Raw genomic sequence first — 23,775 nt, forward strand, 5'->3', positions numbered from 1 at the left:
ATAGTGGAAATATTAAATTTAGTATTAGTTGTAGTACTGATTGCTTTAACAGCTTTCTTTGTAGCAACAGAATTTGCATTAGTAAAAGTTAGAAGTACAAAAATTGATCAACTAGTTGCAGAAGGACGAAAAGGTGCGATATCTGCAAAGCACGTCACCACTCATTTGGACGAGTATCTCTCTGCCTGCCAATTAGGAATTACAATTACCGCTTTAGGGCTTGGTTGGCTCGGTGAACCAACAGTCGAGACAATGCTACATCCACTGTTTGAAAAATTCGATGTAGATCCATCTGTTTCCCAGATACTTTCCTTTGTAATTGCCTTTGTCTTCATTACTTTCCTACACGTTGTAGTGGGGGAACTTGCTCCGAAGACAATAGCAATCCAAAAAGCAGAAGCATTGACATTGCTTTTTTCTAAACCAATAATGTGGTTCTATAAATTAATGTTTCCCTTTATCTTTGTGTTGAATGGGTCAGCTCGTTTGCTTATAGGTCTATTCGGCTTTAAATCAGCATCGGAACACGAAGTTGCTCATACTGAAGAAGAGTTACGGCTCATTTTGTCAGACAGTTTTAAAAGCGGAGAAATTAATCAGTCCGAACTGAACTATGTTAACAAAATGTTCGAATTTGACAACCGAATTGCAAAAGAGATTATGGTGCCACGGACTGAAATGGTAACGTTCTCTTCGGATGTTTCTTTCGATGAAGTTGCATATACAATCCAAGAGGAAAGATATACACGTTATCCCATTTACGAGGGGGATATAGATAATATCATAGGTTTTATCAACAGTAAGGATTTGCTATACTTTACTCTCGGAGATCGCTCGGCCTTAGAGTCATTCTCCATTAAAGACTTGTTGCATCCGATACCAGTGGTAATCGAAACATTGCCCATTGATGAAGTTCTAAAAAGAATGCAAAACGAACGGTCCCAATTATCGCTTGTAATCGATGAATATGGCGGTACGGCTGGAATGGTAACAATCGAAGACATCCTTGAAGAAATTGTCGGGGATATACACGATGAATTTGATGCAGATGAGATCGCGGAAATCACAAGAATTGCAGAAGACCATTATATCGTCAGCGGTAAAGTATTGATAGAAGAAATTAATGATTTACTTGGAACATCATTGGAAAATGAAACTGTGGATATGATTGGCGGATGGTGCTTGTCGCAGAATTACGAACTTGAAGAAGACGAAGTGATTGAGAAAGACGGCTTTCTTTTTATAATCAAAGAACTAGACGGGCATCAAATACGCTATATAGAAATCCGGAAAAACGAATAGACTATTCATTCAAAACAAAAGGACCTAAAAAGGTCCTTTTGTTTTGAAAAAATTTAGTTGAAGTTCTCTTAAGGGTTAGTTGACCATAAACCAGCAGATTTAACTAGGATCCGCGGGTGCAGTTTCAATTGTGCAACCATTACTTCAGCAAGATCTTCAGGCTGCATCACTTTATCCGGGTTGCCGTCTGTCAAGTTTTCACTGAAAGCCAAATCTGTAGCGACTGTGCTCGGTGTCAATGCACTGACACGGATATTATGTTTTCTCACTTCAAGCATAAGCGATTCCGTAAGTCCGAGAACACCGAATTTTGATGCACTGTATGCGCTTGTAACTGGTGCTCCTTTTTGACCGGCAGTTGAGGAAATATTAATGATGTCGCCTGATTCTCTTTCAATCATTCCTGGTAGAACAGCTCGTGTGACGTAATAGACGCCCATCAAGTTAACATCGATTATATTTTTGAATTCTTCTGGTGAAAGTTCAAGGAACTTGCCGAATTTACCGATGCCTGCATTGTTAATGAGGATATCGATGGGACCAAGCTCTGATTTGATATGTTCGACTGCAGCAATGACTGATTCATTATCCGATACATCGGCAGTTGCCATCGTCACTTCGACACCGTATTCGCTAAGTTCTTTTGCTACTTTCTCAAGGTTTTCGGCTGTTTTTCCGATAAGTCCTACATTGATGCCTTCTTGAGCAAAAGCAATGGCTGTCGCGCGGCCGATACCTCTGCCTGCACCAGTAATTATAGCATTTTTACCTTTTATGATTTGCATACATAACACTCCCTCTATGAAAGTTTCTACATAGAGCAGTATAACAAATGCAGCGCGAATTAGTGTCCGCGGCGATTATAAGAAACGTTTTGGAGGAACTGAGGTGTGAAAAAAAGTGGCATCACTAGCAGATGCCAACCGCAAATAGTTACCTACAAACGGTTTTTATCCAAGTTTATACTGCTTTCACAACAAAAATGATTGATATATATGTTGAACAAATGAATACGGCGTATGCGCTTTACAAGGGCTTTTGGGCGGCCACTGAAAAAGTCCCGATACTTAGGCACAATTAGAATTCCTGCCAATACCGCTTCGACGCTTTGTGGATGCCTCCCGCGGTAAGCCAGAAAGAAGACCAGGGAGGGATTGAACTGCATCCCTCCTTCAGTCTTATCGCTCCGGCTACCACGAAGTCGCGCCTTCGCTGGATGGTCTATTTGAGATAGCGCATTTCATAAGCTGTGATAAAATCCGTAACCTAGATTGTGGATTTCTTGACTATAATTATATATGTTGAATCCGGTATATATACTGAGCGAAGGCGCCTTAACGGGGGTAGCCGAAGCGGTTCAATGGAATTTTTTTATTTCAATTTATATAGTATCAACTAGTAATCACCTTACAATCTCGCCATATACATCTCAAAATCACATTTCTCTCGATAATGAATATCCTAGCGCAGGCGCGGCAAAGGGGTCGCCGAAGCCGTAAGACTGGATGCGAAGCGCTAATCCAGGCTTAGGGCGAGAGGCATCCCCAAAGCGCCAAGCGATCTACAACCCACAACCCGAATAACAGCTCTTGCATTATTGAGCGCCAAAGTAAATTCAGTGGGATTCTTTAATTCAGCATAAATAGCTCTTTTATACTTCCAATGGGAAATTTGAACTCATCATTATGGGCTCATTAGATAGATCTATGGCTCTTCATTTCAATAAATCATCTTTTTGATTTGATACTTGACTACCATTTCTATTCCAAAGTTCAGATATCGTGACAAATTCATATCCCTGCTTCTTAAGTGCAGGTAGAATTTCTTCGAGTGCTTGCACGGTTTGGGAGCGATCACCGCCCGCATCGTGAAATAAAACGACATCACCTGGTTTAGCACCTGATAATACGGTTGTTACAATTTTATTTACCCCTGGTCTTTGCCAATCCTTTGTATCTTGATGCCATGACCACATAACCACCTTAAACCCATTCTCTACAGCAATATTAATAATACGATCATTATAACTTCCACCTACGGGCCGATATAACGTTGGATAAGTACCGGTAATGTCATAAATGACCTCATTCGTTTTTATTAATTCATTTTCTAGTACTTCTGCAGTTTTTGAATAGGGGTGGGTATACGTATGATTAGCTATTTCATGGCCTTCATCTTCTTCTCTAAGGATAATAGCTGGAAATTTTTTAGCGTGCTCTCCAATAACGAAAAAAGTTGCCTTCGCATCGTATTTAGCAAGTACATTTAAGATTTGTGGTGTATAAGTAGGGTGTGGACCATCGTCAAATGTAAGAGCAATGACTTTCTCTGTTGTTTTGATATCCCACAGCACATACCCTTTATCCTCGTAATAAGGCCTATCTTTCTCTGTTGCAAAAGAAACATAAGCAATTGAAAAAAACATCACACTAACAATTCCTATTTTTAATCCCCAATACTTCACGCATTATTCCTCCTTGCCTTGCTATTTTGGCAGAGGATTCATTGTTGTTTGTGTCCTCGCAAATAGTATTTGTCAAAGAGGAAGGATTATACGGCTATTTTTTTGTACTTCGAGTCATTTATTTTTTATCCAGATTGGACTTGATCATAAGGATAACGGAAAGACTCTTTTTTCGGTTTCAGCAGTAAAAAGAATAATGTCAGTGGACCAATTCGACCTAAAAACATCACCACACATAATAGCACTCTTCCAATAGCACTAAAGTCTTCGGTTACCCCCATTGATAATCCCACAGTCCCGAATGCTGAAAAGACTTCGAATGCGAGAGGAAATACCGGGATGGTTTCTATAATCGTTAATATAAATATAAAACCAAAAACGATCATAGTACTAACCGTTGCAATTGCCAATGATCGAAAGATAATGTCGAATTTAATCGTCCTCCCAAAAAGATGAGGTTCGCGTATGGATCTAAAATAGGAGAGGGTAGCTATGACAATAATCATAAATGTAGTTAATTTAATCCCCGATGCAGTTGAAGCACTACCTCCTCCGATGAACATGAGGAGCATTGTAAATAACAAAGAAGGATCTTCCATGTCACCAATCGAGATTGTATTAAAGCCGGCAGTACGGGGAGAAACCGCTTGGAAATAAGATGCCAGTGCTTTATCGGCCAATGAAAAGTCAGCAATTGTATGCGTATTATTAAACTCAAGCACAAAGATTGTCACTGTGGCTACACAATTTAATGCAATCGTTCCAGTAATCATCATCTTTGTATGAAGTGACCAATGCACAAACGACTTGTTTTTGACAAGATCGAGCACGACTACAAACCCCAATCCTCCAATGATGAGTAATGAAGAAAGAACAAGATTAACGAGCGGGTCACTAACAAATTGAGCAAGGTTATCAGGAAATAATGAAAATCCTGCGTTATTAAATGCCGAGATGACATGGAAAACACTGTAATAAATCCCATCCCGTAACCCAAAGGTAGGTACCCAATGGAGCGATAAGATGATAATAGCAATCCCTTCAACAATCAGAACAAAAAGTAAAATCTGACGAACGAATTTCACCATTCCTCCGAGCGTTTGAAAACTAAAGGATTCTTGTAGATAAATTCTGTTCTGCATCCCAACTTTTCGCCCAAGCAATAAAAGTATGGCTACGGCAAATACCATTAAGCCAATTCCGCCCAATTGAATAAGAGACAGCAAAACGATTTCTCCAAATAATGTAAGTGTAGAGCCTGGATCGAATACAATTAGCCCAGTCACCGTCGTTGCAGACGTCACTGTAAATAGTGCATCAATCCAAGTGATTGGGCGCTCAGTTGCAATCGGCAATTTCAAAAGTAACGTGCCGATAAGGATTAGTAGGAGGAAATTTCCGGCAATTACCACTGGAGGAGAGATGTGTCGTCTATATAGTTTCTTTGAGTGCATATGCATGCTCCCATCCTATAGAATATGGAATTCTTATTGCGGGCTAGTCGATAGATATCTAGTGATTAACCAACTACAGTAAACCTTTCCGATTGCAGTCTCTCGATGGAGAGTAGTATTTTCCATTCGACTGTTACTATCTGAGCTAAAAAGATGAGAATGACACAGCGGATAGAAATTTATGCGTGTCAGCTTGATAGTGTTTAGTTGCTTACATATTATCAGAATAGGTGCTTTTTACGTTACTTTTTTTGGAAATAAACAACTATATAAGTTGGACATTCGAATACCTATATAAATTGAGTGAAGGTGCCTTAAAAGCGGGAGGCATCCCCAAGCGCTGTAGCTAATTCAATGAAGTTCTTTATTTCAACACTTACAATGCAAAAAGTCTCTTTTAAAGTGTTAAAATGCTTCCGCCTAGCCATTTTAAATCAGAATGAAAAATCTCATTACCTATTTTATTTGAAGGGCGGGGCGAGATTATTTTTGATGGGGGTAACTTTAATAATAGTTCATTTCTTTTGAAACCGCTTACAAATAATTCGGAAATACGGTTGACTTTGTTCCAAACAGCCCTTAATATATCTATTAACGACTATTAAGCGACAGTTAATAATTTTGAAAATACTTAAATCTGGGGGAATATAGATGGATCAACAAAATGAGAGAAAAATCGGTTTTTGGATGGCGTTACTTCCTTTAGTCGTAATGATTGTTGTCATGATATTTACGGTTGTTAAATTAGAACAAGGTCCTCATATTCCATTGATAATTGGAACATCGACTGCAGCTATTGTAGCTTGGCGAGCTGGATTTACTTGGAAGGAAATTGAGGAAATGATGTATAAAGGTATTCGATTGGCTCTTCCGGCTGTCGTTATCATTATTTTGGTAGGGCTGACAATTGGAGCGTGGATGGGCGGCGGTATTGTTGCCACGATGATTTACTATGGTTTGCAAATCATTACACCAGCTTGGTTTCTCGTTACAATTTGTCTTATTTGTTCAATTGTATCTTTGGCAATTGGTAGCTCATGGTCGACAATGGGAACAATCGGCGTAGCGGGAATGGGAATCGGTTTAAGTATGGGGATTCCAGCAGGTATGATTGCAGGAGCAATTATATCAGGAGCCTACTTTGGGGATAAAATGTCTCCGCTTTCAGATACTACGAATTTAGCAGCAGGGTTAACGGGGACGGATTTGTTTGATCATATCAAGCATATGTTTTACACGACGGTTCCTGGCTTAGCAATTGCTCTTGGTGTCTATGCCTTTTTGGGGAATCGTTTTGCTGAAAATAATATTGAAGTTGCTGAAATTGCACAAACAGCAAAAGTTCTACAAGAAAACTTTCTGATTTCACCTTGGCTTTTAGTTGTGCCACTTGCCGTCATTGTGCTAGTAGCCTTGAAAGTACCTGCAATTCCAGCACTGGTTGTAGGTATTGTACTTGGTTTCCTTTCACAAATATTTATACAAGGTGGTTCTCTCATAGGGGGGATTGAGGCGTTGCAGAGCGGGTTTACAATTGCTACGGGAAATGTAATGGTCGATGAATTATTTAACAGGGGCGGATTGGATTCGATGATGTTTACGGTATCTATGACTATTGTCGCCATGACATTTGGCGGGATTCTAGAGTTTTCAGGGATGCTTCAGGCATTAATGAATCAACTGCTTAAAGTTGTTAAATCTTCCGCGTCGTTAATTATCTCGACAATCGGAGCTTGTTTCTTAACAAACGCATCTTGTTCAGAGCAATATATCTCTATCGTCGTTCCATCACGGATGTTCAGTAAAGCGTATCAGAATATGGGCTTGCATTCGAAAAACTTATCACGTGCACTTGAAGACGGTGGAACGCTGACTTCGGTTTTCATCCCATGGAATACATGCGGTGTATTCATTTTTGGAACATTGGGAGTAAGTGTTGTACAATACGGTCCATATGCCATATTGAATTTAGTTGTTCCTTTAATATCCATTATTTATGCATTAACAGGCTTTTCGATTGTGAAGTTGACTGAACAAGAAAAGGAAAAACTTGCAGTAGATGAATTAAAAAAAGAAAAAGTAAACGAAGAGGTAAATTTGGCTTAAAAACAAAAGCGTAAGCGCTGGAGTTTAGACAAGAAAGAATGGAAAGTTCACATCTATCAAGTGAACTTTCCATTCTTTTTAAAAATAAGGGTGAAAGTTAAATTCATATAAAGCGCGAGGTCTTCCTTGTCGGTAGGTCATTTCTTCACCAATGATCGTCGCATACTTATAGTCGACGAGTTTTTTTAATGTACGTTCTGCTGTTCTTCGTGAGACATCTAAATATAATGCCAAATCATTTGCAGTAAATTGTTTCGTTTGACGCATCAGACTATATTGCATCAATTTAGAGATATTTGCTGGACTGAGCTTGGTTTTTTCGGCCATCTCCACAAGGGCAGGTTCAGTGATTTTCATCTCAACGGTTACTTCCGATTGTGGAAACGGACCATGCAATCTTTTGTTTGTATCTAACATATAAAAACAATGACCATCACTTAGTTGTATAAGATTGAGTGCGAAGTTCGCGTTTTCAGTTGCATCAATGATTGATTCGCCACAGCCGAATGCCATTTTCGCTTTGGTAGCAAGTGATTGGAACGTAGAAAGAAATTCCTTGTTTTTTATAGCGGATTCGATGTTTCCCATTGAAGTGTACAGGGTGAAATCACCGTCATGTACACTCCAACGAGCCTGCATGATGGACGCCATTTTCGCAATAGATGTCTCTACGTTTTGTCGCGAAGAAATTGATTTTACAATTCCGACTGCGATCTGTGCGGAGTTACTTTTTTGTAACAATGCTTGCTGTTTTGCCTGTTCAATACTCCGAAGAATCGTACTTTCAGGGTCAATCATCTTACATGCAGGAATGTTTTGCTGCTGTAGCTGTTCGAAAACAGCATGGACGCTTGTAATCGCCATATCTGTTTTACCTTGTAAAGAAAGAGTTTGATGATAGGACGTTATGGTAGTGATTTTTTCATCATCTTTTAGCAAGTGAACAAAAGGCAACTCCACACTTCGACCTAAATCATTGAGTACGTGTTCAATATAGGATTGCTCACGTACGTCGATGGATACGCGACTCAAATCCTGCTGGTTCTGTGCAGATAAATGAAGCAATGTAATGGCAACTGCCGTTTCATCTTGTTGCAGGTAAATGGCTGGGATAGGTAGGTTATCAAGTAGCTTCTTGGAATAAAAGTAAGGCAGGGAACCTGAAAACAAAAGGGCATCACACGGTTTAAGTGTCTGTAGTAAACTCGGTGCCTCACTGGGTTCAGCGTAGCGATACCAGTTAAGTTCAATATCTTTTCGTTTGTTGACAAGTTGTTCTGTACGTTGGCAAAAATCAGTTGACCCGATAACTGCGATTTTAATCTTCACGATGAACCCCCAATGATTAGCGACTATTTAACGACAATGATACAATAAAAAATAGAGTTTGCCAAGAGAGAGGATTTTGACTTATGAAAATAGCTGAAATTGAAATTTATGCGATTCACCTACCACTTTATGAACCCTTTATTATTAGTTACGCTACTTATGATTATATGCCATCCATCATTGTCAAAATCACAACGGATACCGGTTTAGTCGGCTATGGAGAAGGTGTTGCCGATGAACATGTAACGGGTGAGAGTTGGAAAGGTACTTTTGAAATCTTGAAAAATACCCTGGCACCGAAGTTAATAGGTGAAAATCCTATGAATATGGAGCGAATTCATGAACTGATGGATGCTGAAATTTACGGAGTACCAACAGCAAAAGCTGCAATTGACATAGCATGCTATGATGTTGCAGGAAAAGCACTTGGTGTCCCTGTCTATAATCTTCTTGGGGGAAGATACCACGAAGAGTTTCCGATTACGCATGTGTTAAGCATCGCAGCTCCGGAAGCAATGGCAAATGAAGCAGAAGAACGTGTAGCCGCTGGATACCGTTCGATGAAAATGAAAGTCGGCACCAATGTAGCGGACGATGTATTACGCATTCAAGCGGTACGTGAGCGTGTAGGCGAGGATATTGCGATTCGTGTCGATGTTAACCAAGGTTGGGTAAATAGCGCCAATACATTACAAGGTCTTCAAAAGCTGCAGGACTGTTCGCTCGATTGGTTGGAGCAGCCTGTGCGAGCTGATGATATAGATGGTATGGTCGAGGTGAAATCTAAGTCTTCTACTCCAATGATGATTGACGAAGGTTTACGTGGCGTGCGTGACATGAGAGAAATCATCGCGAAGCGTGCTGCTGATAAAGTGAACATTAAATTGATGAAATGTGGCGGGATTTATCCAGCGACAAAGCTTGCCCATATGGCCGAAATGGCGGGGATTGAGTGTCAGATTGGTTCGATGGTGGAGTCCTCTATCGGATCAGCAGCAGGATTCCACGTTGCATTCTCGAAAAAAATAATTACAAGTGTGGAATTAACAGGACCGCTTAAGTTCAGCAAAGACGTTGGAAATTTACATTATGACGTTCCATTTATCCGTTTGAGTGGCAAGCCGGGATTAGGAATCGACATTGATGAGCAAGTGTTGCAGGAACTGACTGTGTTCTCAGAGAAGGTAAGCGGATGAGGGAAAAGCATTTGTTGAAAAACGGGCGTGAAATTACTATAAAACGCTTAGAAGCAGATCAGCTCGACGAAATTCTTATCCTTCAGCGGAAAGTGATTGAATCATTATCTACAGGTTCCTTTTTACAGCCGTTGACAGAAGAGGAGTTTAGCTATATTTTAAACGGCAAAGGACTCATGATTGGTGCCTATGCTAATGAACAACTGATTGCATTTCGGGCCATGCTTGAACCAGAACTGGATGAAGAGCATCTAGGGAAAGATGCGGGACTACCAAGAAGTAAATGGGCGCTTGTGCTCTATTCCGAAATCTCGAATGTCGATCCGGACTTCCAAGGCAATGGCTTACAAGTGTTATTGGGGAAAGTTCTAATGAAGCAAGTAGATTCACAGCAATTTCGCTATATTTGTACAACTGTTGCACCATTTAATATTGCCAGTCTAAAAGATAAATTTGCACATGGTATGCAAATTGTAGCATTAAAAGTGAAATATGGTGATTTACTCAGATATATTTTGATGAAAGATTTAACAGGCCCTTTAATAGAACAGGATACCTTGGACTGTTGCTTTGTCTTGATGGCGGATACAGAACAACAACAAAAGTACCTGTATGATGGTTGGAAGGGGACAGGCATTGAACAAGTGGATAACCAATGGGTTGTTCGTTTTGAAAAGTGATCTTGATAGAATAAAACCTTACTTTACAAGATACATGTAAAGTAAGGTTTTTTTAGATGGGATTAAATTGTAATTAGATGTTAATACCTATGTCATTATATTTTATTATTACAACTATACTACTAGTTTCATATAAGCTATACTAATGAATGGATTTAATATGCGGGAGGTAAAACTTAAATGAAATTTTCAGTTGGTAAAAAATTATGGAGCGGGTTCTTATCTGTTCTTGTCTTTATGATAATAGTGGGGGCAATGGGTTTTTGGTCGCTAACTAAAGTGAATAGTGAGTACCGATCTATCCTAGACGAACAGGTAACAAAAGTGGTGTTGTTTGAAAAACTATTATCTGCACAGTATGCAACTTCGACCGATTTTCGGGGCTACTTATTGTTTGGAAATGAATTGTTTTTAAAGAATAAAGAAAAGTCAATCGAAACATTTGATTTGTACTGGGGAATCCTAGACAAATTGCCACAGACAGACGCCGAACGTGTGTTATTTAACGAACTAAAAGACTCACGTGTAAATTATGTAGAAACTTTAGAGTCGGCCATTAGTGAACTTAATAATTCCAGTGAAGAAAAGGCGCTCAGTATTGCATCTGATGCATCTGTCTTTGAGGATATAATTGTAACGGAAATCAATGACCAAATTAATGATCAAAATGCAAAGACGGACGAAATAAATCTAGAAATTGAAAAACTTATTAAGCAAACACGTATTTTGACTGTGGGGCTAATTGCCCTAGCGATTCTGTTGAGTATTGCTATTGCTGTTGTGATCAGCCGTAGTATTGCACGTCCAGTCGGGAAAATGACAGCAGCGTTAACAGAAATTGCGGATGGTAACTTAGCAATAGAACCGGTTATAATTCGCAATAAAGATGAGATAGGTGAGATGGCGACGGCATTTAACAGTATGAGCAAAGACCTTCGCGCTATCATTACGAATGCAAATGAATCTGCAGTTCAGCTTGCCGTCCAGGCGGAAGAATTATCTGCGAGTTCGGAAGAGAGTTTAGCAGCATCTGAAATGGTTGCCGAAATTTCGGAGAAAAACTTATTCGGAAGCGAATCGCAAGTTGCGATTGTAAATGAGACGGTTTTAGCTATGGGAGAAGTGGTAACAAGCATCAACCGAATTACGGAAGATAATGAAGCAATGCTTCTGTCATCTGAAGACGTTGCCCAATTGGTCGAAGAGGGAGCATCCCTTATGGAAGATGTTAACGGCCAAATGACGGTCATTAGTTCAGCAATTGGACAGTCGGCTGAGATAATGAATGGCATGGCTAATTATTCGGAAGAAATCCGGAGAGTAACGTCACTCATTACTGATATTGCTGAGCAGACCAATTTGCTGGCGCTCAATGCGGCGATTGAAGCAGCCCGTGCTGGCGAGCATGGAAAAGGCTTCGCGGTTGTTGCAGAAGAAGTGCGAAAACTTGCTGAACAGTCGAAACGATCCGCTGGAGAAATCGGTAATATGATTGATAGAATGATTGGCAACGTCGCACAGGCTGTTTCCAGCACGGAAGATGGAAATCGCCGCGTTGAAGAGGGGCTTGTTGTGACGGAACGTACACGCAGTGTATTTAACCGGATTGAACAGGCGGCTAGTGACGTCGGTGAAAAAGTGACAGCTGTTTCCGCCGCAATCGAACAGATTCGTACAATGACGGATGAAGTATCTAGTGGTTCTTCAAAAGTGCAGGAACTTGCCATGGAATCATCTGCTGCAGCTCAGTCGACAAGCGCAGCGACAGAACAACAGCTTGCTGCAAATGAAGAGATTTCTTCAAGTGCGCAAGTGCTTGCGGAGCTTTCGGAAAAACTGCAAAATGATATGGGACAATTTAAAGTCTAATAGGTAGGAAAAAACAAGCTGATTGCCACTTGCAATTAGCTTGTTTTTTCGCCACACTTCTTAGCTGGAGACAAGAAGCCTGTTCATTTTATTAGTTACACTGGATTCGATTTTCCCTAATTGTTGTGACTCAATTTTGTTTAGTGGGTGTGGATTGAACCAGTTAATTACGCCCTCGTGATAAATGCCTTGAAAATCATTACCTTGGTAGTTTAATGAAAATGAAAACCGTTCATTAATGTGGTTCTGGAATAACGCTTTTTTAATTTGAAATTGATTGACCATACTTGTAGCCTCCATTTTTTTTAGATTGATATTTTAAAAGTTATAATAAAAATTTGCTGAGAAAGTATAATTCTAGGACTAGTACATGAAGTTATGCATGTTAGCATTTGCTTTGATTTTAGCTTGTTGTAATTGCTGAATTTCATGTTTACTTAATGGATTAGGGCTAAACCAGTTTGTGACTGCATTCTGGGAGAGCCATGAATATTCATTCCCTTGGTAGTTTACTGCTATCCATTCATGAATTCGATTTTGAAGTTTAGTCAACATAGTTGGGGCCTCCATTTTTTATGTTTGATAGAATAATTTTTAAGAATTGATTAATGTACATGAAATACGCTAGCCAATTTTGTGGACATGCTTTCAACCTGTCCTACTTATCTAGAGTAACGCACCTAAATTAGAGAGACATGAGACGCAGATGAGAGTTTGATGAGAAAGCGCTATTTACTTTTACGAATATCTAAACCAGTGGTAGTGAATTTACTTATCTGTATCTATCCGCGCTGAATCACTTCTTTAATCAGAATATTTTTTCCATTGTACTAAATGGTGTTGATTCCGCCTTTAGCAAGTGGTAAACTTCAATTCTGTTTAATAATCCCCAACATCTCCCATACAACCGCACGTGACGCAAAATACAACAAATGGAGGGTCTGTATGTCTCAGAAACATCCTGACTTAGAGTTTGAATTACAGCGCCTTGACTACACCAAACAGTACATGCAGCAATTGTTGGAGGAATCGCGACGTGATGTAAAATCCTCCCAAGAACAGATCCGCCAGTCGATGGCTGATCTGGATTATTTGGATTCAAGTTTAAGCTATATCAACATTTTGACAAACGCTCGATTTTTTGAAATGGCCCGTTCGCAAAAAGAGGGGCTGGAGGCAATTCAGCAGAAGCCCTATTTTGCCCGCATTCATTTTCGAAAAGAGAATGAGGCTGATGAGTTACTCTATATTGGCAAGACTTCTTTATTCCACCGGGAAACGCAGGAACCGATTATCGTCGACTGGCGCTCACCGGTTGCAAATGTCTATTACGACGGGAGACTAGGGGCTCTATCCTATAAAGTGCGAGATGAAGAGTTCGAGGGACATCTCTATTCCAAACGGCAGTATCGAATTGAAGAAGGTGAACTTCTTGATATCCGTGATGTCGATCTTACAACGAATGATGAACTACTTCAGGAAGCCCTTGCTGGCAAGGCGGATACACGGCTGACTGAAATTGTGTCGACGATTCAAGCTGAACAAAATGCAATTATCCGTGCGAATTTGAAACAACCAATTATTGTACAGGGAGCCGCAGGAAGCGGGAAAACAACGATTGCCCTTCACCGTATTTCTTATTTCCTCTATACAATGGGTGAAAACTTTCCTGCTGATAAATTGATGATTTTGGCACCAAGTAAATTATTTATGGATTATATTGCGGATGTGCTTCCCGAACTCGGTGTAGGGCGCATCTGTCAGACGACATATAGCGAATATGTTTTAAGTGCTACAGGATTGAAACTGAAGTTGATGGATCCAGACGCTAAGTTGGAACAGCTTACTGAATCTGACACGCTAGATGCAAGTTTGCTTTTTGTAACACGTGTGAAGGGAAGCCTACAATACCGAGAAATCATGCAACGCTATGTGCATAAGTTGGAACTGGATATGGCTGAGTTATTTGAAGATGTCTTTATTGAAAAATATCGGATTATGAAAGCTTCTCGGTTGAAACAGCTATTTCTAAAAGAGTTTTCGTATATGCCAGTTGAGAAAAGACTGGATAGAATTAAAATTATCGTTCAAAGTGACGTTAAGCGAAAACGAAAACAACTTATGGATATGCTAACGACAAAGTACGACGCGGCACTTGATAAGGCGTTATACGGAATAAGGGATGATGAAAGAAGGAAACTGAAGTTAACAAGAATATTGGAAGAAAGAGATGAAAGACTTCCTGTTATTGAAAAGGAAGGCAAAACGGTTGCGTCAGCCTATATGCGCAGATTCAAAAAGTTCAATATCAAGAAATTATATCGGGACTGGCTAACAAGTAGCGAACTACAAAAGGAATTTGCAGACGAGTGGTCCGAGCGCGACAGATATGCTTTTTGGGAGGCACATAAAAAAGAGTTTTGGGAAGTCGAGGATTTAGCAGCTCTTTATTATTTGCACGCAAAGCTTAGAGGCATTGCAGATGAATGGAAAATGAGGGTTGTTTTCATCGATGAAGTACAGGATTACAGCGAATTCCAGCTTGCTTCAATGCAAGACGGTCTAGAGACGGATATGTTTACAATGGTTGGGGATCTGGCCCAGGGAATTCATAGTTACAGATCATTAACATCATGGGAACCGATAAAGGCACTGTTTCCAAGAGCAACGTATACGACACTTCAAAAAAGCTACCGAACGACGATTGAAATAATGAATCTGGCGAATCAAGTTCTTGCACAGATGGATGAAGATCTACCACTTGTAGAACCGGTCGTTCGTCATGGAAGAGAACCGAAGTATTATGAGATGCATGAGTTAGAGGGGGGCGGCATTCAACGTATTTATGAAGGAATTATCGAACGCGGTCATCAATCTGTCGCACTTATTTGTAAAACGCGTAAAGAGGCTAGGGAGATTTTCACCTCTCTGCAGGAGTTTGGAATGTCAGTCCATCTAGTGGGAGATCAATCTGGCATCAATGACAATTGTCTGCTCATTGTTCCAAGCCACTTAGCAAAAGGATTGGAATTTGATGCGGTCATTATCGCCGCTTTCGACGAGCCATTCCGAAATCACCCAATCGACCGAAAGTTACTATACGTAGCAATGACAAGGCCAATGCATGAACTGCATATTATTGGTGAGGAGGGTTCGTTATGCTGAACTTTAAACAGTTTTTGGAGATTCCTGAACATGAAATAATTGATGGGATTTTGGAATTACATGAAAGTATTTTCAAAGATTCCAAAACGTTAGTGGAGAAAATAAAATTAAAGCAGAAAATCTTAATAAATGTAGCTTTTGATCAATCAACGGTGGTCGGTTATAAAATTGGTTACGAGCTTGACCCGCATAAGTATTATAGTTGGTACGGGGCAGTTCATGAGGACTACAGAGGAAAAGGAATCGCAACAAGGCTACTGGAACAGCAACATCGCTTTTTAGTTGAGTCGGGTTATAAAATTGTTCAAACAAAGACGAGAAATAGCTGGCGGAATATGCTTATCCTTAATATTAAAAATGGATTTGATGTTGTGGAAACATTCGCGGATGACGAGGGAATTCATAGAATCATATTGGAGAAAAAACTGTCCGCAAACTAAATGACTGTCACCGAAATTTTAAACGACCGAAAGCCAATAAAAAGTACCAGGCGCCGATTATCGGTACCTGGTACTTTTTTGCTGCTTAGGAAACTATAAAATCTCGTACTATGGATAACCTGCGAAATAGGCTATTTCACGTCTAGGCCTCCAGCGCCTAGAGGCTCGGAGGCCCACAGGATGTGGGTCACGCAGACATTGCCGCAGGACGCGGCGTACTTTGGCTGTGTTCCTTAATTTGTCGGTCCGGCTGTGCGGCAAAGAACGCCGCTTCGCCAGCCCGTCTTATGCCTGTCGCCCCTGACCAGGCGCTTGCGCTTTTGTTATTGCCCATTCAGTATGGAAATGGCCTTCTTTATCCAGGCGTTCATAGGTATGTGCGCCAAAATAATCGCGTTGAGCTTGGATAAGATTGGCCGGTAATGTCTCCGTACGGTAACTATCATAGTAAGCCAATGCACTTGAGAGAGCAGGAATTGGAATCCCATGTTGAATGGCTACGGCTACTACTTCGCGAAGCGAATTCTGATAGTCTCCTACTATTTCTTGGAAATAGGGATCAACTAATAGGTTTGGCAAGTCACTGTTAGTATCAAATGCCTCTTTGATATTCTGTAAGAACTGGGCACGAATGATACATCCTCCACGGAAAATCATGGCTACTTCTCCGTAAGGGATTTTCCAATCATACTCCTCAGATGCTGCACGCATTTGCGCAAAACCTTGGGCATATGAACAAATTTTACTCATATATAAAGCTTTACGAATCGCTTCAATCAACTCTTTTGGATCACCTACATACTTTTTCAGTTCAGGGCCTTTTAGTAGTTTACTTGCTGCAACGCGCTCTCCCTTAATAGAAGAAATAAATCTTGCAAATACGGACTCTGTGACGATTGGAAGGGACACGCCTAAGTCTAACGCATTTTGGCTTGTCCATTTTCCTGTGCCTTTTTGTCCGGCTACATCTAGAATTTGATCAATGAGCGGTTTCCCAGTTTCTTCATCCATCTTTGTGAAAATATCTGCTGTGATTTCAATGAGATAGCTGTCGAGTTCTCCCTTGTTCCATTCTGAAAATATTTCATGCAGCTCCTGCGCTTCAAGACCAAGTGCATGTTTCATGATGAAATAGGCTTCGGAAATCAGTTGCATATCGCCATATTCAATGCCATTATGAACCATTTTCACATAATGTCCTGCTCCATCAAGACCCATATATGCACTGCAGGGAATGCCGTCAACTTTTGCCGAAATAGCATCAAGAATGGGCTTCACTTGTTCGTAAGCTTCTTTTGAGCCTCCAGGCATAATCGATGGGCCGTTACGAGCTCCTTCTTCTCCACCAGAAACACCTGCACCAATGAAATGTATGCCTGATTCTTTTAAGGTTGCTGTACGTCTATTCGTATCTTTAAAGAATGTATTTCCTCCATCGATAAGAATATCCCCTTGTTGAAGATGAGGGACAAGGGACTGGATCACTGTATCTGTTGTTTCCCCGGCTTTAACCATTAATAAGATCTTACGTGGGACTTCTAGCGAAGCGACTAGATCTTCAATGCTGTAGCTCCCATGAATAGCTTTATCTTTCGCTTCTTTGTTGGAAAATTCATCTGTTCGATCTGTCCAATAATCATAGACAGCTACCGAATAGCCTTTACTTTCGATGTTTAGCGCAAGGTTCATCCCCATTACGCCCAAACCAATAACGCCCATTTGTTTCTTAGTCATAATCCTACCCCATTCTTTTTATGTAATTTATCACGTTTTGCTTCGGAAATAATAAAACTTCGTACTGTAGGTAATCTGCAATATGAAGATTTCACGTCTAGACTCCATCACCTAGAGACTTGGAGGCCTCCAGGATATGGGTCACGCAGCGGGGAGGGATTGAACTTCATCCCTCCTAATTGTCGCAGGACGCGGCGTACTTTGGCTGTGCTCCTGAACAGGCGGCTCTTTACCACCAATTAAATTGATCGGCCTGCAATAGTTGATTAGCTGCTTCTGGCCCATTTGAACCGGCAGGGTATGAATGTAAAGGTAGTGTATTCTCTTGAAACGCTTCTAGGAGTGGTTGAATCCACTGCCATGATAATTCAACTTCTTTCCAATTAGCGAAGAATGTTGCATTACCGCGTATCGCATCAAATAGAAGTAGTTCATATGCTTCTGGCTGATCCTCTGAATTGGTGGAGAAATTAATGGAAGCTGGCTCAAATTGGTTACTTGAAGGGTTTTTCATATTTATCACTAAAGAAATACCTTCATTCGGACTAATTTCGAATATCAATAAGTTTGGAGTGATCCCATCGGCTGGAAGGGCATCTATTTGTTTTACATTGTTCGTAAACTCAATGACAATCTTGGTGGATTTTGTACCTATCCGTTTCCCTGTTCGTATATAAAAGGGGATTCCGCTCCAAGATGGATTGTCAATATAGAGGCGAGCTGCGAAATAAGTATCATTCATTGAAGAAGCATTAACCCCAGGCTCTTCTTTATAACCAACAACCGGGGTGTCAAAAATCTCACCGGCTTCGTATTGACCACGTACAACATCTTGTTCCATCTTATCTTTATTGATAGGTCGAAGGGATTCCATGATCGTTACTTTTTGCTTTCGAATTTCTTCAGCAGTCATTTTTTCGGGTAGGTGAAGGGCCGTCATCATTACTAACTGAAGAAGATGATTCTGAACCATATCCCGAATTGCACCTGCTTGATCGTAATAATCGGCTCGTGTTTCTACCCCGACCGTTTCACATGCTGTGATTTGTATATTAGCAATTCGTTTATGATCTAATAATGAACCAAATATCGGATTGGCGAATTCAAAGGATTCGAGATTTTGGACCATAGGTTTTCCAAGATAGTGGTCGATTCTGTAAATTTCTTCATCATTGAAAGCGTTGTTCAAACTCTCGTTTAATTGTCGTGCCGTCTTTAAATCGCTTCCGAAGGGTTTCTCAACTATGAGCCGCTTCCAGCCTGATGTTTGACTGATACCGCTTTGATTAAGACCAGATGTAATGATATCAACCAGTTGAGGAGCAACCGACAAATAGAAAAGTCGATTTCCGGGAATGTTTAATTCTATTTCTCTGTCGTGAATAAGTTCATGTAGGTTTTGATACGAATCATTGTCTGTTGCATCAAATTTACAGTATCGAAATTTGGCTAAAAATTCATTCAATCCGGTAGTTTGGACAGCTCTTCTAGAATATTCACGAAGTGCACTTTCGACTTTTGATTGGAAAATGTCATCGGAAAAATAGTTTCTGCCTAAACCAATTATGGAGATTGAATCTGGCAATTTGTCGTCGAGAAACAAATTATATAAAGCAGGAAATAATTTACGTTTTGCTAAGTCTCCCGTTGCTCCAAATAAAACAAAGGTCATGTCTTGGGTTGTCCATTCTTCTTGGAAATCAATTAATTGATTTTTTTCATCAGGTCCAACTGAGGCTGTTACGTTATCCATTTTCGCTTTCCTCCAATTGTAGTGTAGACACGAATTATACTTGAAACTGCTTCAAGTATATCATTAAACGATGTGTGGTTCTAAGACTATAAATAAAATCATATATAGAGGACATGCATGAACTTAGTGTCAATTTTGGTATACTGATGAGGTAACGAAAGTAGTTTTGCTAGACGGCATGCTAAATTTCATGCGAGGATAGCTATATAGTCAGACACTAAAAAAAAGGAAGTGTTGCTAAAATGAAAATGCATGATGTAACAGGCACTATTTATGAAGGTATGACTGTTTACAAAGATAAACCTGAAAAACAACCAAAACTTAATCGGGTAACAAATGGCTATGTAACCGAAACTCGGTTGGAGATTGATGTGCATACAGGAACACACATCGATGCGCCGCTACACATGGTTGTAGATGGAGATACATTCGAATCAATTCCAATGGAAAGTCTTGTGGGACAGTGTAAAGTACTCGATCTAACAAATGTAGAAGATGGGATTTCTAAAGCGGATTTAGAAAAATTTGAGATCCAAAAGAGTGATTTCGTTCTATTTAAAACGAAGAATTCTTTTGAGGATACATTTAATTTTGATTTTATTTATCTTGCACAAGATGGAGCAGAATATCTTTCCGAGATTGGTATTCGAGGAGTGGGAATAGATACGCTTGGAATTGAAAGAAGCCAAGAAGGACATCCAACTCATAAAACATTATTTGCAAACGAAATTATTATTATTGAAGGACTTCGTTTAAAAGAAGTTGAACAAGGGGACTATTTCATGGTTGCTGCACCTTTAAAATTGACGGGTACAGATGCATCACCTGCAAGAGTGTTATTATTTGAGGGACTACAATAATTTTATTAATTGAGAATCAAATCCCACCGGGTAACTATTACCGGTGGGATTTTGTTGTTCCTATAGGAAACTATAAAATTATTGGTCTGTGGATTATACCCTAGTCGGTTGTGCTTAGGTAACGTCTATTTTTCTATTGTATAGGACTGATGACTCGTATATAATAAAGTAACTATCCAGAACTTTCGGATAACTATAGTGATACATGTTGCAGGAACTCAAAAACATAAGGGGGAATGACGATGAAAAAAGGATTGCGCTTTATATCATTGGGGTTACTGTTAGCGAGTGTAAGCATTCTATTGTTTGCTTGTGGAACAGGCACGAAGGATTCTGGTTCATCGAAAGATGGAGACAGTGGAAAAAGAGTATTAAAAGTTGGGACGGATGCAACGTATGCACCAATGGAGTTAATGGATGAGAAAGGCAATATTGTTGGGATAGATATTGATATTGTGAAAGCGATTGCAGAAGCTGCAGGATTTGAAGTTGAATTCAAAAACTACGGTTGGGAGCCTTTATTCCCGGCAGTAGATGGTGGAGAAGTGGATTTTGCTGTGTCATCGATTACGATCACAGATGAACGCAAAGAATCATTCGATTTTTCAGATCCATATTTTGCTGCAAACCAATTGATTCTTGTACCGGAAGATTCAACTGTTGCCAAGTTTGAAGATTTGAAAGATAAAAGGGTTTCTGTTCAAATCAATACAACGGGTCATATCGTAACTAGGGAACTTCTAGGGAATACAAGTTCCAAAATTGTAGCAACAGAATCTATGCCACTAGCAATTAGTGAAATGATTAATGGTAATGCAGATGCAGCTGTAGGGGATAATGCAGTTATCATTGATTACAAAGCGAACAACCCGAAGGTGAAACTTAAAACAGTAGAAGATGATAGTTTTGAAAAAGAGTTTTATGGATTAATGGTCAAAAAAGGCAATACAGAAATTATTGACATGCTGAATGAAGGGATTAAAATTATCAAGGACAACGGGAAATTGAAGGAAATCACAGGGTTTGATGTTGACTAATCGTTTGTAGTTTAAAGACGATATGCATACACCAAGTCATTTAATGGGAGTGATTGAATTGGTTTTCCTAGATTTTCTGGATTTAATGGATATTAGATGGGAAATGATATGGAATTATCGCGAATTATTCATTCGTGGAATTGGAATTACTTTAGCACTCACCGTAGTTGGCTATTTGGGAGGATTTGTATTAGGCTTATTCGTGGGTATGGGGAAATTATCCAAGAAAAAGTGGATCTATTATCCATCCAAATACTATGTCGACTTTTTCCGTGGGACGCCATTATTAGTACAAATTTTATTAATACATCTAGCACTTATTCCAGGGATTTTCGGTCACTCATTGGGTTATTTTGTATCAGGTGCACTTGCGCTTGTTTTAAATAGCGCTGCATACAATGCGGAAATTATACGTGCGGGTATTCAGTCGATTGAAAAAGGGCAAATGGAAGCGGCAAGGTCTCTTGGAATGACGCAAAATGTAGCGATGAAAAATATTATTCTACCGCAGGCTTTTAGACGGATGGTTCCACCACTTGGGAATGAATTGATTGCCCTTCTAAAAGATTCATCATTAGTTACGATTATCGCAGCTAATGATTTATTGTACGCGGGGAAAGTAGTTGCCGGAGCTTATTCAAGGTTTTGGGAGCCCTATCTTACGGTTGCAATACTTTATTTGTGTCTAACTTTCGTTTTCGGTAAAATTATTTCGTATGTAGAAAAACGCTTCAGTAATAGCTATGTTCCAATGCAAAGAAAGAAAATGTTCTCAACTCGGCGTTAAGGTAGGAAGGTGATCAAATGATTAAAGTGGAAGGCCTCTATAAGTCTTTTGGGAAATTGGAAGTGTTAAAAGGAATCGATTATGAAGTGAAAGAAAAAGAAGTCATTTGTGTTATCGGTCCAAGTGGTTCTGGGAAAAGTACATTTTTACGCTGTATAAATTTGTTGGAAGATATTACGGCCGGCAACATTTTTATAGACGGAGTTAAAGTAAATGACCCGAAAACGGATATCAATGGAATCCGGAAAGATGTTGGTATGGTGTTTCAACAGTTTAACCTGTTCCCGCATATGCGTGTAATCGATAATATCACTATTTCTCCGCGGAAAATCCGGAAAATGAATTCTGCGGAAGCGGAAAAACTAGCTCATGAATTGTTGAAGAAGGTCGGACTAGCTGATAAAGCGAATTCTTATCCCGAACAGTTATCGGGTGGTCAAATGCAACGTGTTGCAATTGCGAGAGCATTAGCGATGCAACCTAAAATCATGCTATTCGATGAACCGACTTCTGCACTCGACCCAGAAATGGTGAAAGAAGTGCTGGATGTTATGAAACAGCTTGCAATTGAAGGGATGACAATGGTCGTCGTCACGCATGAAATGGGCTTCGCGAGAGAGATGGGCGATCGCGTGATGTTTATGGATCAAGGAATAATCGTAGAAGAAGGTATACCTGATCAAGTATTTAATAAACCCAAAAACGAACGAACAAAAGCATTTTTAAGTAAAGTGCTCTAGTTTGGACCAATCTTGCAAGCTGGAATCAAGGAAAGCAGATAGGCGATGTATGTTCGCTTATACTGTTTTCCTTTTTTATGAAGGAATTTGTGAATCTTCTTGTGTGGTAAAGTGAAATTTATAATACATGTAAGCAAATTTTTGTGAGGTGATTTTTATTATGAAACAGTGGACGAAGGAAATAGAGATTGATGCGCCAATTGAGCAAGTATGGAATTTTTTTAATGGTTCTTTAGAAAATATGCAAAAAATTATGCCACAAGTAGTTGAAAATAAACCTATTACAATAACAGATGGAATGGTCGGAAGTGTGTATTTACAAAAATATAAAGAAGGAAAGCGTGTTATGGAGTACCAAATAGAAACGTTAGAGTATGACGATTCCCCGAATGCGAAAAAGTTAAAGGTTGGTTTTACACTTGCTAATATGTTTGATATAACGGCGCGCTACGAGCTGGTCAAGCTCAGTGATCACAGAACTTCTTTAACCTATACTGCGACGAATCGTCCGTTAAAATGGTTCATGAAATTATTTTTACTGTTTTCCACAGACAAGATTGTAGTGGAATTTTTACAACGGGTAAAAGAGGTAGCTGAATCGGAAAACTAAACTATCGATCCTCTCACAGAAACTAACTGGATGATGGAGTCTATACAATAGAAAAGGCCATCCCACGGGGAATGGCCTTTTTATCATGATGAGTACCAATATGATTTGAGGACAACACAACATACACCGAATTCCTATATAAACTAAGCAAAGGCGCCTTAAAGGGGGAGCCGTAGCCCAAAGACTGGCAGCATTCCCTAGCGAATTCAATGGGATTCTTTATCTCAACAAATAGAGTAAATTACTTAG

Annotated in this window: 20 protein-coding genes; 12 read left to right on the top strand and 8 right to left on the bottom strand. The window is 39.8% G+C overall.

Annotated elements, in window-relative coordinates:
- The first annotated feature begins 3 nt into the window (after window positions 1-3).
- The gene (locus tag MKX62_RS14030; protein ID WP_340741673.1) at window positions 4-1,302 is read left to right on the top strand and encodes a hemolysin family protein; all 1,299 of its coding nucleotides are present in this window, start codon (window positions 4-6) and stop codon (window positions 1,300-1,302) included.
- Window positions 1,303-1,370: 68 nt separating this feature from the next.
- Here the strand turns inward: MKX62_RS14030 and MKX62_RS14035 are convergent, their stop codons facing one another.
- The 3 genes from MKX62_RS14035 to MKX62_RS14045 form a co-directional block, all read right to left on the bottom strand.
- The gene (locus MKX62_RS14035) at window positions 1,371-2,087 is read right to left on the bottom strand and encodes a 3-ketoacyl-ACP reductase (protein ID WP_340741674.1); all 717 of its coding nucleotides are present in this window, start codon (window positions 2,085-2,087) and stop codon (window positions 1,371-1,373) included.
- 929 nt (window positions 2,088-3,016) lie between these two features.
- A complete protein-coding gene (locus MKX62_RS14040; protein ID WP_187047811.1) occupies window positions 3,017-3,727 on the bottom strand; it encodes a polysaccharide deacetylase family protein in 711 nt (236 codons plus the stop codon).
- Window positions 3,728-3,891: 164 nt separating this feature from the next.
- A complete protein-coding gene (locus MKX62_RS14045) occupies window positions 3,892-5,226 on the bottom strand; it encodes a TrkH family potassium uptake protein (protein WP_156475977.1) in 1,335 nt (444 codons plus the stop codon).
- Between the two features lie 645 nt (window positions 5,227-5,871).
- Between MKX62_RS14045 and nhaC the strand changes: the two genes are divergently transcribed.
- Window positions 5,872-7,326 carry a Na+/H+ antiporter NhaC gene (gene nhaC / locus MKX62_RS14050; RefSeq protein WP_338653169.1) on the top strand — a complete coding sequence of 485 codons (1,455 nt, stop codon included), beginning with the start codon at window positions 5,872-5,874 and terminating at the stop codon, window positions 7,324-7,326.
- Between the two features lie 78 nt (window positions 7,327-7,404).
- On the opposite strand, the gene MKX62_RS14055 is transcribed toward nhaC, so the two are convergent.
- Window positions 7,405-8,655, bottom strand: a complete 1,251-nt coding sequence (locus MKX62_RS14055; protein ID WP_340741675.1) for an HTH domain-containing protein — start codon at window positions 8,653-8,655, stop codon at window positions 7,405-7,407.
- 83 nt (window positions 8,656-8,738) lie between these two features.
- On the opposite strand from MKX62_RS14055, the gene MKX62_RS14060 reads away from it, so the two are divergent.
- The 3 genes from MKX62_RS14060 to MKX62_RS14070 all read left to right on the top strand — a co-directional run bounded on the left by MKX62_RS14060 (window position 8,739) and on the right by MKX62_RS14070 (window position 12,400).
- Window positions 8,739-9,851, top strand: a complete 1,113-nt coding sequence (locus tag MKX62_RS14060) for a mandelate racemase/muconate lactonizing enzyme family protein (RefSeq protein ID WP_067206881.1) — start codon at window positions 8,739-8,741, stop codon at window positions 9,849-9,851.
- Window positions 9,848-10,531, top strand: a complete 684-nt coding sequence (locus MKX62_RS14065; protein ID WP_340741676.1) for a GNAT family N-acetyltransferase — start codon at window positions 9,848-9,850, stop codon at window positions 10,529-10,531. Before MKX62_RS14060 ends, MKX62_RS14065 begins: the two co-directional genes overlap by 4 nt.
- Before the next feature lie 180 nt (window positions 10,532-10,711).
- Window positions 10,712-12,400: a methyl-accepting chemotaxis protein gene (locus MKX62_RS14070; RefSeq protein ID WP_187047026.1), complete on the top strand. Its 1,689-nt coding sequence runs from the start codon at window positions 10,712-10,714 to the stop codon at window positions 12,398-12,400.
- 60 nt (window positions 12,401-12,460) lie between these two features.
- On the opposite strand, the gene MKX62_RS14075 is transcribed toward MKX62_RS14070, so the two are convergent.
- Complete coding sequence (locus MKX62_RS14075) at window positions 12,461-12,685, bottom strand: DUF5342 family protein (RefSeq protein ID WP_067206887.1); 225 nt, start codon at window positions 12,683-12,685, stop codon at window positions 12,461-12,463.
- 78 nt (window positions 12,686-12,763) lie between these two features.
- Window positions 12,764-12,955, bottom strand: a complete 192-nt coding sequence (locus tag MKX62_RS14080; protein WP_067206889.1) for a hypothetical protein — start codon at window positions 12,953-12,955, stop codon at window positions 12,764-12,766.
- A gap of 390 nt (window positions 12,956-13,345) precedes the next feature.
- Here MKX62_RS14080 and helD point away from each other — a divergent pair, with 390 nt between their 5' ends.
- Both helD and MKX62_RS14090 read left to right on the top strand, forming a co-directional pair.
- On the top strand, window positions 13,346-15,565 hold the full coding sequence (gene helD, locus MKX62_RS14085; RefSeq protein WP_340741677.1) for an RNA polymerase recycling motor HelD: 2,220 nt from the start codon (window positions 13,346-13,348) through the stop codon (window positions 15,563-15,565).
- A complete protein-coding gene (locus MKX62_RS14090) occupies window positions 15,559-16,005 on the top strand; it encodes a GNAT family N-acetyltransferase (RefSeq protein ID WP_187047028.1) in 447 nt (148 codons plus the stop codon). Before helD ends, MKX62_RS14090 begins: the two co-directional genes overlap by 7 nt.
- A gap of 285 nt (window positions 16,006-16,290) precedes the next feature.
- Here the strand turns inward: MKX62_RS14090 and gndA are convergent, their stop codons facing one another.
- Both gndA and zwf read right to left on the bottom strand, forming a co-directional pair.
- On the bottom strand, window positions 16,291-17,739 hold the full coding sequence (gndA, locus tag MKX62_RS14095; protein WP_340741678.1) for an NADP-dependent phosphogluconate dehydrogenase: 1,449 nt from the start codon (window positions 17,737-17,739) through the stop codon (window positions 16,291-16,293).
- Between the two features lie 229 nt (window positions 17,740-17,968).
- A complete protein-coding gene (gene zwf / locus MKX62_RS14100) occupies window positions 17,969-19,411 on the bottom strand; it encodes a glucose-6-phosphate dehydrogenase (RefSeq protein WP_340742583.1) in 1,443 nt (480 codons plus the stop codon).
- 323 nt (window positions 19,412-19,734) lie between these two features.
- Here zwf and MKX62_RS14105 point away from each other — a divergent pair, with 323 nt between their 5' ends.
- The 5 genes from MKX62_RS14105 to MKX62_RS14125 all read left to right on the top strand — a co-directional run bounded on the left by MKX62_RS14105 (window position 19,735) and on the right by MKX62_RS14125 (window position 23,526).
- Complete coding sequence (locus MKX62_RS14105; RefSeq protein WP_067206899.1) at window positions 19,735-20,352, top strand: cyclase family protein; 618 nt, start codon at window positions 19,735-19,737, stop codon at window positions 20,350-20,352.
- Window positions 20,353-20,594: 242 nt separating this feature from the next.
- Window positions 20,595-21,389 (top strand): basic amino acid ABC transporter substrate-binding protein, encoded by a 795-nt coding sequence (locus MKX62_RS14110; protein WP_067206901.1) that lies wholly within the window; start codon window positions 20,595-20,597, stop codon window positions 21,387-21,389.
- Between the two features lie 85 nt (window positions 21,390-21,474).
- The gene (locus tag MKX62_RS14115) at window positions 21,475-22,176 is read left to right on the top strand and encodes an amino acid ABC transporter permease (protein ID WP_338653165.1); all 702 of its coding nucleotides are present in this window, start codon (window positions 21,475-21,477) and stop codon (window positions 22,174-22,176) included.
- A gap of 17 nt (window positions 22,177-22,193) precedes the next feature.
- Entirely contained in the window at window positions 22,194-22,916 is a 723-nt protein-coding gene (locus tag MKX62_RS14120; RefSeq protein ID WP_067206907.1) for an amino acid ABC transporter ATP-binding protein, read from the top strand.
- Window positions 22,917-23,076: 160 nt separating this feature from the next.
- Window positions 23,077-23,526 (top strand): SRPBCC family protein, encoded by a 450-nt coding sequence (locus MKX62_RS14125; RefSeq protein ID WP_067206910.1) that lies wholly within the window; start codon window positions 23,077-23,079, stop codon window positions 23,524-23,526.
- Window positions 23,527-23,775: the final 249 nt, after the last annotated feature.

This window comes from Sporosarcina sp. FSL K6-5500 (assembly GCF_038005665.1).
Lineage (GTDB): Bacteria > Bacillota > Bacilli > Bacillales_A > Planococcaceae > Sporosarcina > Sporosarcina psychrophila.